General features: G+C 44.3%; 16 protein-coding genes and 2 riboswitches. All 16 genes read left to right on the plus strand.

Translation table 11 applies throughout. The features are described 5' to 3' along the window. The first annotated feature begins 102 nt into the window (after positions 1-102). The 16 genes from guaA to purF all read left to right on the plus strand — a co-directional run bounded on the left by guaA (position 103) and on the right by purF (position 16328). On the plus strand, positions 103-1644 hold the full coding sequence (gene guaA, locus QF06_RS02095; RefSeq protein ID WP_003233970.1) for a glutamine-hydrolyzing GMP synthase: 1542 nt from the start codon (positions 103-105) through the stop codon (positions 1642-1644). A 110-nt stretch (positions 1645-1754) separates the two neighbouring features. Next, the gene (locus QF06_RS02100) at positions 1755-2288 is read left to right on the plus strand and encodes a sigma-70 family RNA polymerase sigma factor (protein WP_017695646.1); all 534 of its coding nucleotides are present in this window, start codon (positions 1755-1757) and stop codon (positions 2286-2288) included. Next, positions 2270-3730 carry a DUF4179 domain-containing protein gene (locus QF06_RS02105; RefSeq protein ID WP_041851235.1) on the plus strand — a complete coding sequence of 487 codons (1461 nt, stop codon included), beginning with the start codon at positions 2270-2272 and terminating at the stop codon, positions 3728-3730. Before QF06_RS02100 ends, QF06_RS02105 begins: the two co-directional genes overlap by 19 nt. A 152-nt stretch (positions 3731-3882) precedes the next feature. Then, a riboswitch (purine riboswitch) is annotated at positions 3883-3984 on the plus strand. 135 nt (positions 3985-4119) lie between these two features. Then, positions 4120-5442 carry a hypoxanthine/guanine permease PbuG gene (gene pbuG / locus QF06_RS02110; protein ID WP_041851234.1) on the plus strand — a complete coding sequence of 441 codons (1323 nt, stop codon included), beginning with the start codon at positions 4120-4122 and terminating at the stop codon, positions 5440-5442. A 210-nt stretch (positions 5443-5652) separates the two neighbouring features. Then, positions 5653-6456: a hypothetical protein gene (locus QF06_RS02115; protein ID WP_014476025.1), complete on the plus strand. Its 804-nt coding sequence runs from the start codon at positions 5653-5655 to the stop codon at positions 6454-6456. A 157-nt stretch (positions 6457-6613) separates the two neighbouring features. After that, positions 6614-6781 (plus strand): Fur-regulated basic protein FbpA, encoded by a 168-nt coding sequence (locus tag QF06_RS20870; RefSeq protein ID WP_003244066.1) that lies wholly within the window; start codon positions 6614-6616, stop codon positions 6779-6781. A gap of 213 nt (positions 6782-6994) precedes the next feature. After that, positions 6995-7549, plus strand: a complete 555-nt coding sequence (locus QF06_RS02120; RefSeq protein WP_015482896.1) for a DUF2179 domain-containing protein — start codon at positions 6995-6997, stop codon at positions 7547-7549. Next, positions 7549-7746 carry an NETI motif-containing protein gene (locus QF06_RS02125; RefSeq protein WP_003219403.1) on the plus strand — a complete coding sequence of 66 codons (198 nt, stop codon included), beginning with the start codon at positions 7549-7551 and terminating at the stop codon, positions 7744-7746. The genes QF06_RS02120 and QF06_RS02125 overlap by 1 nt, the downstream gene beginning before the upstream one ends. A gap of 79 nt (positions 7747-7825) precedes the next feature. Beyond that, positions 7826-7927: riboswitch (purine riboswitch) on the plus strand. Positions 7928-8068: 141 nt separating this feature from the next. Then, entirely contained in the window at positions 8069-8557 is a 489-nt protein-coding gene (gene purE, locus QF06_RS02130; RefSeq protein WP_003244134.1) for a 5-(carboxyamino)imidazole ribonucleotide mutase, read from the plus strand. Further along, positions 8550-9692, plus strand: a complete 1143-nt coding sequence (gene purK, locus QF06_RS02135; RefSeq protein WP_032726729.1) for a 5-(carboxyamino)imidazole ribonucleotide synthase — start codon at positions 8550-8552, stop codon at positions 9690-9692. Before purE ends, purK begins: the two co-directional genes overlap by 8 nt. Further along, positions 9689-10984 carry an adenylosuccinate lyase gene (gene purB, locus QF06_RS02140; RefSeq protein WP_014476028.1) on the plus strand — a complete coding sequence of 432 codons (1296 nt, stop codon included), beginning with the start codon at positions 9689-9691 and terminating at the stop codon, positions 10982-10984. The genes purK and purB overlap by 4 nt, the downstream gene beginning before the upstream one ends. Before the next feature lie 73 nt (positions 10985-11057). After that, a complete protein-coding gene (purC, locus tag QF06_RS02145) occupies positions 11058-11783 on the plus strand; it encodes a phosphoribosylaminoimidazolesuccinocarboxamide synthase (protein WP_041851233.1) in 726 nt (241 codons plus the stop codon). Then, a complete protein-coding gene (gene purS, locus QF06_RS02150; protein WP_003219409.1) occupies positions 11776-12030 on the plus strand; it encodes a phosphoribosylformylglycinamidine synthase subunit PurS in 255 nt (84 codons plus the stop codon). Before purC ends, purS begins: the two co-directional genes overlap by 8 nt. Further along, entirely contained in the window at positions 12027-12710 is a 684-nt protein-coding gene (gene purQ / locus QF06_RS02155; RefSeq protein ID WP_003243954.1) for a phosphoribosylformylglycinamidine synthase subunit PurQ, read from the plus strand. The genes purS and purQ overlap by 4 nt, the downstream gene beginning before the upstream one ends. Beyond that, positions 12694-14922 (plus strand): phosphoribosylformylglycinamidine synthase subunit PurL, encoded by a 2229-nt coding sequence (gene purL / locus QF06_RS02160; protein ID WP_021481303.1) that lies wholly within the window; start codon positions 12694-12696, stop codon positions 14920-14922. The genes purQ and purL overlap by 17 nt, the downstream gene beginning before the upstream one ends. Further along, a complete protein-coding gene (gene purF, locus QF06_RS02165) occupies positions 14898-16328 on the plus strand; it encodes an amidophosphoribosyltransferase (protein WP_041851232.1) in 1431 nt (476 codons plus the stop codon). Before purL ends, purF begins: the two co-directional genes overlap by 25 nt. Positions 16329-16384 lie beyond the last annotated feature (56 nt).

The following is a 16384-nucleotide window of genomic DNA, read 5'->3' on the forward strand; positions in this document are numbered from 1 at the left end:
CTGACTCCGGCAAACGGCCTTGCCAAAGAGGGCGGAGCGAGCTTCATATCTGTCCTCGTTTTTTTCTGTGTCAAAAAACTTAGAGGAGATTAGGTGACAACCATGACAAAGTTAGTGAATGAAATGATTCTTGTCCTTGATTTCGGCAGTCAGTATAACCAGCTGATTACACGCCGTATCCGTGAATTCGGTGTTTACAGCGAGCTGCATCCACATACATTGACGGCTGAAGAAATTAAAAAAATGAATCCAAAAGGAATTATTTTATCCGGCGGTCCAAACAGTGTGTATGATGAAAACTCTTTCCGCTGTGACGAGAAAATCTTCGAGCTTGATATTCCTGTTTTGGGAATTTGCTACGGCATGCAGTTGATGACTCATTACCTTGGCGGTAAAGTTGAAGCAGCAAGCCAGCGTGAATACGGAAAAGCAAATATCCGCATCGAAGGCACACCTGATTTGTTCAAAGATCTTCCAAATGAACAAGTGGTTTGGATGAGCCACGGTGATTTGGTTGTAGAAGTTCCTGAAGGCTTCACTGTTGACGCGACAAGCCATCACTGCCCGAACTCAGCAATGAGCAAAGCGGACAAAAAATGGTACGGCGTTCAGTTCCACCCGGAAGTGCGCCACTCTGAATACGGCAATGATCTTCTGAAAAACTTTGTATTCGGTGTTTGCGAATGCGAAGGCGAATGGTCAATGGAGAACTTTATCGAAATCGAAATGCAAAAAATCCGTGAAACGGTCGGAGACAAACAGGTTCTTTGCGCGCTAAGCGGCGGCGTTGATTCCTCTGTTGTTGCTGTTTTGATTCATAAAGCGATCGGCGACCAGCTGACTTGTATCTTTGTAGACCATGGTCTTCTCCGTAAAGGCGAAGCTGAGGGTGTTATGAAAACATTCAGCGAAGGCTTTAACATGAATGTGATTAAAGTAGACGCAAAAGATCGATTCTTAAACAAACTAAAAGGCGTTTCTGATCCTGAACAAAAACGCAAAATCATCGGTAATGAATTCATTTACGTGTTTGATGATGAAGCGGACAAGCTCAAAGGCATCGACTACCTTGCACAAGGTACGCTTTACACAGATATCATCGAGAGCGGTACAGCAACGGCGCAAACGATCAAATCTCACCACAATGTCGGCGGACTTCCTGAAGACATGCAGTTTGAGCTGATCGAGCCGTTAAACACGCTCTTCAAAGACGAAGTGCGCGCGCTTGGCACAGAGCTCGGCATTCCAGATGAAATCGTATGGCGTCAGCCGTTCCCAGGACCGGGACTCGGAATCCGTGTTCTTGGCGAAGTAACAGAAGAAAAACTTGAAATCGTTCGTGAATCAGATGCAATCTTGCGTGAAGAAATTGCAAATCACGGCTTAGAGCGTGATATCTGGCAATACTTCACTGTTCTTCCTGACATCCGCAGCGTTGGTGTTATGGGTGACGCAAGAACATATGATTACACAATCGGAATCCGTGCCGTTACATCAATCGACGGCATGACATCTGACTGGGCGCGTATCCCGTGGGATGTGCTTGAAGTCATTTCGACACGTATCGTAAACGAAGTGAAGCACATTAACCGCGTGGTGTACGATATTACAAGTAAGCCGCCTGCGACGATTGAGTGGGAATAAGTAAATAACAACGAGAAAAACGTCCCTTTTTCAAAAGGGGCGTTTTTTTTGTTAACTTTTTGAAACCGTTTCGACAATTTTTGTATCTAACAACATAGGAGGTGGATAAGGTGAAGGAAGAAAGATTGATTACAAAGGCGAGAAAAGGAAATGCTCGGGCCTTTGAAAAGCTTATGCTGGCACATCAGGAGACTTTATATAAAACAGCTTATCTCTATTTAAGAAATAAAGAAGATGCACTTGATGCTGTACAGGAAACAGCTTATAAAGCTTTTATCAGTATAGAAAAACTAAAAGAGCCAAAGTATTTTTTAACGTGGCTTACTCGAATATTGATTCATACCATTTTTGCCATGAATAAAAAGAAAGGAGATTTGGTTCCGTTTGAGAAACATCATGATGCTGGAACTAATCAAGCAAATATTGAGGAATACATAGACTTGCGAAATGCGATTGATTTACTTGATGAACATGTTCAGTTAACAATTCAGCTCTATTATTTTCAAGATTATTCGATTTCAATGATAGCTGAACAAACAGGAATGGCAGAAGGCACAATTAAAACCCATTTACATAGAGCGAGAAAAGCATTGAAACAGGAGCTGGAAAAGGAGGATCAAAACAAATGGACAAACACCAAATGAAGCAGATGTATGATGACATAGCAGTGCCAAAGAAAGCACTCAAAAAGGCAATACATCAAGCTGTCGTTCGTGCTGAAAATGAAAGTAACACAAGGCGCCGTTTTAAATGGGCACGAACTATTACAAATGGAATGGCTATTGCTGCTGTGGTATGTATATTGTATTTATCATCTGGTCTTTTTCTTCCCTCTGTAAACAAAGCGATGGGGAGCATACCCATTGTCGGACAAATTTATAAGGATTTTCAAGATAAAGTTGGTCTATCATTGTTTAAAAGCAATTTGGTCACAGCTTTAAATGAAAAAGCAGACTCCAGGGGAATCACTGTTTCTGTAAACAGCTCCTATTACGATGCCGGACAGCTTGTTTATAACTTCACTGTTGATAACTTCCACTCTGATGAAAAAGAGATCATGTATGATGTCGACGAAACGAGTTATAGCGACAACTTTTCAATCAACTACGATTCCTTAATGCTTAAAAAATTAAATAACAAGCAATACGCAGGACAATTAAGGATTTATACAAATGGTACTGAAATAAAAAATGGGGAAACCGTGCCCTTTGTAATTACTCATATCAATGAAATACAGGGAAATTGGAGATTCAAACTGCCTATTACCAAAAAGAATGCGGGTTATTTAGAAAGCTCAAAAGTTATATCGGCTTATCATAATCGTTATCAATTTTCCAATATTCAAGTGGAAAACGGGAAACTTGGATCTGTCCTTCAATTTACAATCGATTATCAAGGCATAGCAAAGCATGATACGGTTGAAATTAACGAAGTTAAAGATGATTTAGGAAACACATATGAGATGTCAGCATCAAACATCGAACTTGGAGACCGCATAAAGGTAAACGAGAGAACGGTAAGAGCAAAAGGACAAACACAGTTAGAATCACCAATCAATCCAAAAGCGAAAAAGCTAACATTAATTGCAGATATTAGATCTGAGGCTGAGGGTAGTGAAATCGTCCCGCTTAATGCAGGGATGCCGTATCGTCTTTCTGAAACAAAACATCAAAACATAGGGATTGAAATCGAGAACATTAAACAAGAAGGGAGGAAAGTATTGGTACATTACCGTTTCACTGGAGTTGATACTTCAAATATGTCAAAAGATGACTTAGTGAATATAGGTGAAATGATTGGCCTTGGTGATAAGAAAAAAATGCAATCATGGTCTGATCCAATGGCTTATTATGAAGAAGGCTATTATTTGAAATGGAATAAAGCTGAAGTGAAGAATATGGACACAGCCGAAATGTTATCAACTTTTGAACTGGATGACGCTTATCTTGATAAGCTGTCTTTAAAGCATTTTGAGTTTAATGAATACGGTCTGTATATTGATAAAGGCGTTTTAAATGACCTGATTCAACTAAAGCCATTCTCGTTTACTGTACCAGTGCATCAGGTGAGTCAGCCTTCAAGATAAAATAATCATAAGTTGAAAAGCCGTATGAAGTCATGCATACGGTTTTTATCATTGTTGCCAATTTAGTCAATAGACGAATAAACCAATTTTTTTAATAAGTAATGTTCGTTGTTTATATTGTCAATTCAAAATGAAGTTGGTACAATAGACACAGAAATCAAATAAGATGAATTCGTATAATCGCGGGAATATGGCTCGCAAGTCTCTACCAAGCTACCGTAAATGGCTTGACTACGTAAACATTTCTTTCGTTTGATATAAATAAAACACGTTTATTTATTCAAACTGAAATCCGTCTGTAGTCAAGCGTCCCAAAATGTATTGGGGCGTTTTTTATTTGGCGTTTTCAGGACAGAATAAATAGCAAAGAGTGAAGGGAGTCAAATAGCTTGAAAACGTTTTTTCAGTTTGATGAGCTGGGCACCAGCTATCGCAATGAAATCATTGGCGGATTAACGACTTTTTTATCTATGGCATATATTTTGTTCGTCAATCCGATTACGCTTGCTTTGGAGAGCGTGAAAGATTTTCCGGAGGCGCTGAGAATTGACCAGGGTGCAGTCTTTACAGCGACAGCGCTGGCGTCTGCAGCAGGCTGTATCTTAATGGGATTAATAGCGAGATATCCGATTGCCATCGCGCCGGGTATGGGGCTGAACGCGTTTTTTGCGTTTTCTGTTGTCCTTGGTATGGGTATTTCATGGCAGGCAGCTTTGTCTGGTGTTTTTATTTCAGGTCTTATTTTCGTTGCTCTTTCTTTAACAGGTTTTCGTGAAAAAATCATCAACGCCATTCCGCCTGAGCTGAAATTGGCAGTCGGTGCGGGGATCGGCCTGTTTATTACATTCGTTGGTTTGCAAGGCTCAGGAATCATTACTGCAAATCCTTCTACGCTCGTCACGATCGGAAACATTCACAGCGGTCCTGTGCTGTTAACGATTTTCGGTGTGATTGTCACGGTTATTTTAATGGTGCTTCGCGTGAACGCAGGCGTGTTTATCGGGATGTTATTAACAGCGGTAGCCGGCATGATTTTCGGTTTGGTTCCGGTTCCGACTCAAATTGTCGGCAGTGTGCCAAGCCTTGCGCCGACTTTCGGACAAGCGTGGATTCACCTCCCGGATATTTTCTCTGTACAAATGCTGATCGTTATTTTAACATTCTTGTTTGTCGGATTTTTTGATACAGCTGGTACACTTGTTGCTGTGGCGACACAAGCTGGTTTAATGAAGGAAAACAAATTGCCGCGTGCGGGCCGTGCGCTTTTAGCTGATTCATCTTCTATTGTGATCGGTGCCGTGCTTGGTACGTCTACAACAACTTCTTATGTGGAATCAAGCTCAGGTGTCGCTGCGGGTGCCCGTTCAGGATTTGCCGCAATTGTAACAGGGATTCTCTTTTTACTGGCTACGTTTTTCTCTCCGCTCCTATCAGTCGTTACGTCAAATGTAACAGCGCCGGCGCTTATTATTGTTGGTGCATTGATGGTGGCGCCGCTTGGCAAAATCGCTTGGGATAAGTTCGAAGTGGCCGTTCCTGCTTTCCTTACCATGATCATGATGCCGTTAACGTACAGCATCGCGACTGGTATTGCCATCGGATTTATTTTCTATCCGATTACAATGGTGTGCAAAGGAAAAGCCAAAGAGGTTCATCCAATCATGTACGGGCTGTTTATCGTATTTATCCTGTACTTTATCTTCTTAAAATAAGGAATGAAAAACCAGCTGCACAGGCAGCTGGTTTTTTTGTTGCAAAAGATAAAACCATTTCATACGATATACCGTCATGTAGATGTGCCGCCATGCTTTACTTAAATGGAAATGACTTGACTGTTCAGGAAGGCTTCGGTACCTTATATAAGTGTTTTATTTTCTTGCTGAATGGTATTCCGCCGTATTTTTTTGATAGGAGTTGCTGACATGACGGAAGAAAGAAAAGAAACGTTTGAAGAAGAAATTAACCAGAGTGAAAGAATAGATGCAGATGAAGAACCGCTATCGAGAATGTCCAGAAAGGCGAGCCGGCAAAGCAAGCAGAAGCAAAAACAAAAGCAGAAACCGCGCCAGGAACGCGGTGAATCAACTGTTAAAGACAAGCTTGCGTCTGTTTGGGCAGCCATCAACAGATATTGCGGATTTGCGTTCTCGATTTTAAAATCTCCGGCGAAAACTGTCGTAACGGATGGTTTTTCTCATTATAAGTACGGTCTGATTTCAATGCTTATATTCAGTATCATTTTTTCAATTGGGAATTGGTTTCAGTTAAAGGCAAGCTGGAATCGGCCGCTCGGTTTCGGAGAACGCCATCATGCTTTCTATGACGGGTTTTTAGTTGTTCTTGTGTATTTGCTGATCTTTTTCGCGGTAATGGTCTTTGCTATATGGGCTGTCTCCCGCTATATGATGAAGCAGAAGGTGACGTTCAGAGAAGCAGCTGCCGTATTGGGTTCATTGCTTGTACCGATAATTGCTGTTTCAATCCTTTGGCTGATCTTTGCGATCGTAAATATCCCAATGCTGACAGTACTGTTTACGGTGCTGATCTTGTTTTCCATTTTTTTTATCATCGCGCTGTATGTACAGCGTGTGTACCAGGCGGCACAAGATGCACCAATTGATTATATCTATTGTGTATTTGCAGTGGTTGCGATAGCGCTGCTGTTTACGGCAGTGACTTGGCCTTTTATTTCGGAATATTTTACGGCGTCGCTGATTCCGCTTTAATGAAAAAACCGGCTAATCCTAGCCGGTTTTTTTATGTCACACTTTTTACAAATATATCTAAAAAACATAGTTGATTTGTAGGATTAACCCGTGTATGATGGGGAAAATGCTGAAAACGTCCAGCGAAAAACCTTTATGTTTAAGGAGGATGATGGACATGGCTGATGTGCTTCGCCGAGCAATTAATCAAAAGAAACAATTTTTAAAAACCAAATTACTGCTCTCGGAATTTTATCAAGGAAGAGGGGAACAGCTTGCTGACTACACGCTGAGTGAGCTTGAGAAAGAATACAAGTCCCTTCAGAAAATGAAAAAAGAGATCTGACAATAGATATAAAGAGGTGAGTCTGCTGAAAAGCGGGCTTTTTTGTTTTGATTTTGAAAAGGCGAGAAAGAGGGTAAACTACTACTGTTCAACTCATAAAAGCATGTCGAAATATTTTGCTTAAACTTACGGGCGAAGCTGATTGTAAACGGCTCATTTCTCTAGTAGAATATGAATGCTTTGTGCAAGCTGAAGAGTAGGGGGATGAATAAAATGATGCAAACCATCTTATCAAATGGGATAGCCATGGTTCTCATAATTCTCATTATTAATATTGTCTATGTGTCATTTTTTACGATAAGAATGATTTTAACGCTGAAAGGACAGCGTTATTTAGCGGCCGGCATCAGTACGATTGAAATACTGGTTTATGTGACAGGGCTGAGTCTGGTGCTCGATAACTTAGACCAGATTCAAAATGTGATCGCGTATGCGCTCGGTTACGGTCTAGGCGTAATTGTCGGCATGAAAATAGAAGAAAAATTGGCGCTTGGCTATATTATGGTCAATGTGATTACGAAGGAGCTCGATCTTGATCTTCCGAAGCAGCTCCGTGAAAAAGGCTACGGCGTGACAAATTGGGTGGCAGGCGGGCTTGAAGGCGACCGCACAGCCCTTCAGATCCTGACGCCGAGAAAATATGAACTCCAGCTATATGATACGATTAAAACACTTGATTCAAAAGCCTTTATTATTGCGTACGAACCAAAAACAATCCACGGCGGCTTCTGGGTCAAAGCGGTAAAGAAGAGGAGAATTAAAGAATAATGGCAAAGCCGAAGAAGAAAAAGTTTGAAGTGACAGAGCAGCAAACGATTGATGCGGTGCTTCAGCAAATGAAAGAAGAAGGATATCTGCCTGTAAGGCGAATGGAAGAGCCTATTTTTATGGAAAAAAAGGAAAATGGGTCAATTCAGATCGTTCCGTGCGGGAAAAAAATCGTATTTGAAGGGAAATTGATCTAAAACACGAACATTAGTAGAATGAATTTTTGTATCGTTCGATAATATCGTTGACATTATCCATGTCCGTTGTTAAGATAAACATGAAATCAAAACACGACCTCATATAATCTTGGGAATATGGCCCATAAGTTTCTACCCGGCAACCGTAAATTGCCGGACTATGCAGGAAAGTGATCGATAAAACTGACATGGATATATCGCAGAAGCGAACGACTGACGATACATGTACCATGCCCGGTTTGTATTGCTTCCTCATAAGTGCAATGCAGAGCGGGTATTTTTTATTTTCTGAAAACAAAAGCATTAGAAGGTGGGGAACAGAATGCAGCCGCTAGTAGGAATCATCATGGGAAGCACTTCCGATTGGGAGACAATGAAACACGCATGCGACATACTTGACGAACTCAATGTTCCGTACGAAAAAAAGGTCGTTTCCGCTCACCGGACGCCTGATTTCATGTTTGAATATGCTGAAACTGCTAGAGAAAGAGGCATCAAGGTGATTATTGCCGGTGCCGGAGGAGCGGCGCATCTGCCAGGGATGACGGCTGCGAAAACAACACTGCCAGTCATTGGAGTTCCGGTTCAGTCCAAGGCGCTGAACGGAATGGATTCACTTCTTTCCATCGTCCAAATGCCTGGAGGCGTGCCTGTTGCGACAACATCCATCGGCAAAGCGGGTGCTGTGAACGCAGGCCTGTTAGCGGCGCAAATTTTGTCAGCATTTGACGAAGACCTTGCCCGTAAGCTGGATGAGAGAAGAGAAAATACAAAACAGACAGTGTTAGAAAGCAGTGATCAGCTTGTCTAAACAAATCATCTATCCGGGAGCTGTAATCGGCATTATCGGCGGCGGCCAGCTTGGGAAAATGATGGCTGTGTCCGCCAAACAAATGGGGTATAAAGTCGCGGTCGTTGATCCGGTGAAAGATTCGCCGTGCGGGCAGGTTGCGGATGTCGAAATTACCGCTCATTATAATGACCGTGAAGCGATTCGAACATTGGCTGAAATCAGCGATATCATCACATATGAGTTTGAAAACATCGACTATGATGCGCTGCATTGGCTGAAAGATCATGCGTATCTCCCGCAAGGAAGTGAGCTGCTGCTCATTACCCAAAACCGTGAAACAGAGAAAAAAGCAATTCAATCCGCGGGCTGTGAAGTCGCACCGTACAGCATCGTCAAAACAAAGAATGAATTGAAACAGGCGGTACAGGAGCTCGGGTTACCCGCAGTTCTGAAGACATGCCGCGGCGGGTACGACGGCAAAGGCCAATTTGTGATAAAAGAAGAGGCGCAAATGGAGCAGGCAGCCAGTCTGTTAGAACACGGAACTTGCATTCTTGAAAGCTGGGTTTCTTTTAAAATGGAACTGTCGGTGATCGTCGTCAGATCGGTAAACGGTGAAATTTCAACATTTCCGACAGCTGAAAACATTCACCACAACAATATTCTTTTCCAAAGCATCGTGCCCGCACGGGTAGAGAAAGGGATTCAGCAGAAGGCTGCTGATCTCGCGGTTAAGCTTGCAGATGAGCTTAACCTTGTCGGACCGCTTGCAGTTGAGATGTTCCTGACAGAGGACGGAGAGCTTTTGGTCAATGAACTGGCGCCAAGACCGCACAATTCTGGGCATTATACGCTGGACCTTTGCGAGACGAGCCAGTTTGAGCAGCATATCAGAGCGGTATGCGGGCTTCCGCTTGGGAAGACAGATTTGCTGAAGCCGGGCATGATGGTGAATCTTCTCGGCGATGAAGTGAAGCTTGTTGAGGAAGACCCGGAGCTTTTAAAAGAGGCAAAGCTATATATATACGGAAAACATGAAATCAAAAAAGGCCGCAAAATGGGGCATATTACATTTATGAAGCAGCCTGAAGACGAATGGATTCAGGAGATCACAAATAAATGGATGAATAGAGATGGAGGACAAGCAGAATGATCGAACGTTATTCAAGACCTGAAATGTCCGCGATTTGGACGGATGAAAACAGATTTCAAGCATGGCTGGAGGTAGAGATTCTTGCCTGTGAAGCGTGGGCGGAGCTTGGCGTCATTCCGAAAGAAGATGTAAAAGTTATGCGTGAGAACGCATCATTTGACATCAACCGCATTTTAGAAATCGAACAGGACACGCGCCATGACGTTGTCGCTTTTACGCGCGCCGTTTCCGAATCACTGGGCGAAGAAAGAAAATGGGTGCACTACGGATTAACGTCAACTGACGTTGTTGATACGGCTCTTTCCTACTTATTAAAACAGGCAAACGATATTTTGCTCAAGGATCTTGAGAGATTTGTTGACATTATTAAAGAAAAAGCGAAAGAACATAAATACACAGTCATGATGGGGCGCACGCACGGCGTACACGCTGAGCCTACAACTTTCGGCTTAAAACTTGCGCTTTGGCATGAAGAAATGAAACGTAATCTTGAGCGCTTCAAACAAGCGAAAGCAGGCATCGAGGTTGGAAAGATTTCTGGCGCTGTCGGCACATATGCGAACATTGATCCATTTGTTGAACAATATGTCTGTGAGAAGCTCGGATTGAAAGCAGCACCGATTTCCACTCAAACCCTTCAGCGTGACCGCCATGCTGACTATATGGCAACACTTGCTTTGATTGCGACAAGCATCGAGAAATTCGCTGTGGAAATCCGTGGACTGCAAAAGAGTGAAACACGTGAAGTAGAGGAATTTTTCGCGAAAGGGCAAAAGGGTTCATCTGCAATGCCGCATAAACGAAATCCGATTGGCTCTGAAAACATGACAGGCATGGCGCGCGTAATCCGCGGCTACATGATGACAGCTTACGAAAATGTTCCATTATGGCATGAGCGCGATATTTCTCATTCTTCAGCAGAACGAATTATTCTTCCGGATGCGACAATTGCGCTGAACTACATGCTGAACCGCTTCTCCAACATCGTGAAGAACTTAACGGTCTTCCCGGAAAACATGAAGCGCAACATGGACCGCACTCTCGGCCTTATCTATTCTCAGCGTGTGCTGCTTGCTTTGATTGACACAGGCCTGACTCGTGAAGAAGCCTATGATACTGTTCAGCCGAAAGCAATGGAAGCGTGGGAAAAACAAGTGCCGTTCCGCGAACTTGTGGAAGCGGAAGAGAAAATCACGTCACGTCTTTCTCCAGAAAAAATTGCTGACTGCTTTGATTACAATTACCATCTGAAAAATGTTGATCTGATCTTTGAACGTTTAGGTTTAGCATAGAAGAAGCTTTTAGCGGCTTCTTCTAAGCCGCCGCAGTTTGAAAATTCCCAACATTCGGGTTAGGAGGCCTTCCGTGAATATTGTGAAGAATGAACTTTTATACGAAGGAAAAGCAAAAAAGATCTACAAAACCGATGACGAAAACATGCTGTATGTCGTGTATAAAGACTCCGCCACTGCCTTTAACGGCGAGAAAAAAGCAGAAATCAGCGGGAAAGGGCGCTTAAATAACGAGATTTCAAGCTTAATTTTCAAACACCTTCATGCAAAGGGCATTAACAATCATTTTATCGAGCGCATTTCGGAAACGGAACAGCTCATTAAAAAGGTAACGATTGTGCCGCTTGAAGTCGTCGTCAGAAATGTTGTGGCAGGAAGCATGTCCAAACGTCTCGGCATTCCAGAAGGCACGGAGCTTGAGCAGCCGATTATCGAGTTTTACTACAAGGATGACGCGCTGGGTGATCCGCTCATCACAGAAGATCATATTTGGCTTTTGAAGGCGGCGACTCCTGAGCAGGTAGAAACCATTAAGTCCATTACAAAAACAGTAAATGAAGAGCTTCAAAGCATCTTCGACGATTGTCATGTCAGATTAATAGATTTCAAGCTTGAATTCGGTTTAGATGCAGAAGGGCAAGTGCTTTTGGCGGATGAAATTTCTCCTGACACATGCCGCTTGTGGGATAAAGAAACGAACGAAAAGCTGGATAAAGATTTATTCAGACGCAATCTGGGGAGCTTAACCGACGCATACGAAGAGATTTTCAAAAGACTGGGAGGCATTCATCATGTATAAAGTAAAAGTTTATGTCAGCTTAAAAGAAAGTGTACTAGATCCACAAGGGAGCGCTGTCCAGCATGCCTTGCACAGTATGACTTATAACGAAGTTCAAGATGTGCGCATCGGGAAATACATGGAGCTTACCATTGAAAAATCTGACCGTGATCTTGACGTGCTAGTGAAAGAAATGTGCGAAAAACTTCTTGCGAACACAGTGATTGAAGATTACAGATACGAGGTTGAGGAGGTAGTCGCACAGTGAAATTTGCGGTGATTGTGTTACCCGGCTCCAACTGTGATATCGATATGTATCATGCTGTAAAGGATGAGCTCGGCCATGAAGTGGAATACGTCTGGCATGAGGAAACAAGTCTTGACGGCTTCGACGGCGTGTTAATTCCGGGAGGATTTTCTTACGGCGATTACTTAAGATGCGGCGCCATCGCCCGATTTGCGAATATTATGCCAGCTGTCAAACAAGCAGCGGCTGAAGGAAAACCTGTTCTTGGCGTCTGTAACGGATTCCAGATTTTACAGGAGCTTGGGCTGCTGCCAGGCGCAATGAGACGCAACAAAGATCTGAAGTTCATTTGCCGTCCGGTTGAATTGATTGTTCAGAACGACGAAACATTATTCACAGCTTCCTACGAAAAGGGAGAATCGATTACAATCCCGGTTGCCCATGGTGAAGGGAATTTCTACTGTGATGACGAGACGCTTGCTACATTAAAGGAAAACAATCAAATTGCTTTCACATACGGCTCTAATATTAATGGAAGTGTCAGCGACATTGCCGGTGTCGTGAATGAGAAAGGCAATGTATTAGGCATGATGCCTCACCCTGAGCGCGCGGTCGATGAACTGCTTGGAAGCGCCGACGGTCTTAAATTGTTCCAGTCTATCGTGAAAAATTGGAGGGAAACTCATGTCACTACTGCTTGAACCAAGTAAAGAACAAATAAAAGAAGAGAAACTGTATCAGCAAATGGGTGTCAGTGATGATGAGTTTGCATTGATAGAATCCATTCTTGGAAGATTGCCGAACTACACAGAAATCGGAATTTTTTCTGTCATGTGGTCTGAGCATTGCAGCTATAAAAACTCAAAGCCGATTCTGCGTAAATTCCCGACAAGCGGCGAGCGTGTGCTGCAAGGGCCGGGGGAAGGCGCCGGAATCGTTGATATCGGTGATAACCAAGCGGTTGTGTTCAAAATTGAATCCCATAACCACCCATCAGCTCTCGAGCCTTACCAAGGCGCTGCGACTGGCGTAGGCGGAATTATCCGTGATGTATTCTCAATGGGTGCACGCCCAATCGCTGTATTGAACTCTCTTCGATTTGGTGAACTGACTTCACCACGCGTGAAGTACTTGTTTGAAGAAGTAGTAGCGGGTATCGCCGGATACGGCAACTGTATCGGCATCCCGACAGTCGGCGGAGAAGTGCAGTTTGACAGCAGCTATGAAGGAAATCCGCTCGTCAACGCCATGTGCGTCGGTTTAATCAACCATGAAGACATCAAAAAAGGCCAGGCAAAGGGTGTCGGCAACACAGTAATGTACGTAGGAGCGAAAACAGGGCGTGACGGCATCCACGGCGCTACGTTTGCTTCTGAAGAAATGTCAGACTCGTCTGAAGAAAAGCGTTCTGCTGTCCAAGTCGGCGATCCGTTTATGGAGAAGCTTTTGCTTGAAGCATGTCTGGAAGTCATCCAATGCGACGCCTTAGTCGGCATTCAGGATATGGGAGCTGCCGGTTTAACAAGCTCAAGTGCAGAAATGGCAAGTAAAGCCGGTTCTGGCATTGAAATGAACCTTGACCTGATTCCTCAGCGAGAAACAGGCATGACCGCGTATGAAATGATGCTTTCTGAATCACAAGAACGGATGCTTTTGGTTATTGAGCGCGGACGTGAGCAGGAAATCATCGATATTTTTGACAAGTATGATCTTGAAGCGGTTTCTGTCGGACATGTGACAGATGATAAAATGCTTCGCCTGACACACAAAGGAGAGGTTGTGTGCGAGCTGCCTGTTGATGCCTTGGCAGAAGAAGCACCGGTTTACCATAAGCCTTCTCAAGAGCCTGCTTATTATCGCGAGTTTTTGGAAACGGACGTTCCGGCTCCGCAAATTGAAGATGCGAATGAAACGCTGAAGGCCCTTCTTCAGCAGCCGACGATCGCGAGTAAAGAGTGGGTGTATGATCAGTATGACTACATGGTGCGCACGAATACAGTTGTCGCTCCTGGGTCTGATGCTGGTGTTCTCAGAATCCGCGGAACGAAAAAGGCGCTGGCGATGACGACAGACTGTAACGCGCGTTATCTCTATCTTGATCCTGAAGTCGGAGGGAAAATTGCTGTCGCTGAAGCAGCGCGCAACATCATTTGCTCAGGCGCAGAACCGCTTGCGGTCACAGATAACCTTAACTTCGGAAACCCGGAGAAGCCGGAAATCTTCTGGCAGATCGAAAAAGCGGCAGACGGCATAAGCGAAGCGTGCAATGTTCTCAGCACACCGGTTATCGGCGGTAACGTATCGCTTTATAACGAATCAAACGGCACGGCGATCTATCCGACACCAGTTATCGGCATGGTTGGCTTAATTGAAGATACAGCACACATTACAACACAGCATTTCAAACAAGCGGGAGATCTCGTATATGTGATCGGTGAAACAAAACCAGAGTTTGCCGGAAGCGAGCTGCAAAAAATGACAGAAGGCCGTATTTACGGCAAAGCGCCGCAAATCGATCTTGATGTAGAGCTGTCTCGTCAAAAAGCACTGCTTGACGCGATAAAAAAAGGCTTCGTTCAATCTGCGCATGATGTGTCTGAAGGCGGCTTAGGCGTAGCGATTGCGGAAAGTGTCATGACGACGGAAAACCTTGGCGCTAATGTGACTGTAGAAGGGGAAGCGGCATTATTATTCTCTGAATCTCAATCCCGCTTCGTCGTTTCAGTGAAAAAAGAACATCAAGCTGCGTTTGAAGCAACTGTCAAAGATGCGGTTCATATTGGTGAGGTAACAGCTGACGGAATTCTGGCGATTCAAAACCAAGACGGACAACAAATGATTCATGCGCAAACGAAAGAGCTTGAACGCGTATGGAAAGGAGCTATCCCATGCTTGCTGAAATCAAAGGCTTAAATGAAGAATGCGGCGTTTTTGGGATTTGGGGACATGAAGAAGCCCCGCAGATCACGTATTACGGTCTCCACAGCCTTCAGCACCGAGGACAGGAGGGTGCGGGCATCGTAGCGACTGACGGTGAAAAGCTGACGGCGCACAAAGGCCAAGGGCTGATCACTGAAGTATTTCAAAACGGCGAACTCAGCAAAGTAAAGGGAAAAGGCGCTATCGGGCACGTTCGGTACGCAACGGCTGGAGGCGGCGGATACGAAAATGTTCAGCCGCTCCTCTTCCGTTCCCAAAACAACGGCAGCCTGGCGCTTGCTCATAACGGAAACCTTGTCAACGCCACTCAGCTGAAGCAGCAGCTCGAAAATCAAGGGAGTATTTTTCAAACCTCTTCGGATACAGAGGTTTTGGCTCACCTGATCAAAAGAAGCGGACATTTCACGCTGAAGGACCAAATTAAAAACTCGCTTTCTATGCTGAAAGGCGCCTACGCGTTCCTGATCATGACCGAAACAGAAATGATTGTCGCACTTGATCCAAACGGGCTGAGACCGCTATCCATCGGCATGATGGGCGACGCTTATGTGGTCGCATCAGAAACATGCGCATTTGACGTCGTCGGCGCAACGTACCTTCGCGAGGTAGAGCCGGGAGAAATGCTGATCATTAATGATGAAGGAATGAAATCAGAGCGTTTTTCCATGAATATCAACCGTTCCATTTGCAGCATGGAGTACATTTATTTCTCCAGACCAGACAGCAATATTGACGGTATTAACGTACACAGTGCCCGTAAAAACCTTGGAAAAATGCTGGCTCAGGAATCCGCAGTTGAAGCTGACGTCGTAACCGGGGTTCCGGATTCCAGTATTTCTGCGGCGATCGGCTATGCAGAGGCAACAGGCATTCCGTATGAGCTCGGTTTAATCAAAAACCGCTATGTTGGCAGAACGTTTATTCAGCCGTCCCAGGCTCTGCGTGAGCAAGGCGTCAGAATGAAGCTGTCTGCGGTGCGCGGGGTTGTAGAAGGCAAACGCGTCGTGATGGTGGATGACTCTATCGTACGCGGAACAACTAGCCGCCGGATTGTCACGATGCTTAGAGAAGCGGGTGCGACAGAGGTGCATGTGAAAATCAGTTCACCGCCGATCGCTCATCCGTGCTTTTACGGCATTGATACGTCCACACATGAAGAATTAATCGCGTCTTCGCATTCTGTTGAAGAAATCCGTCAGGAAATCGGAGCCGATACCCTCTCATTTTTGAGTGTGGAAGGGCTGCTGAAAGGCATCGGCAGAAAATACGATGACTCGAATTGCGGACAGTGTCTCGCTTGCTTTACAGGAAAATATCCGACTGAAATTTACCACGATACAGTGCTTCCTCACGTAAAAGAAGCAGTATTAACCAAATAAAACTTGAAAAATGACATAAAGGCAGCGCAGTTCGGCTGCCTTTCTCTTTCTGCCCT

Origin of the sequence: Bacillus sp. YP1 (genome assembly GCF_000877815.1) — a bacterium.
Classification (GTDB): Bacteria; Bacillota; Bacilli; order Bacillales; family Bacillaceae; genus Bacillus; species Bacillus subtilis.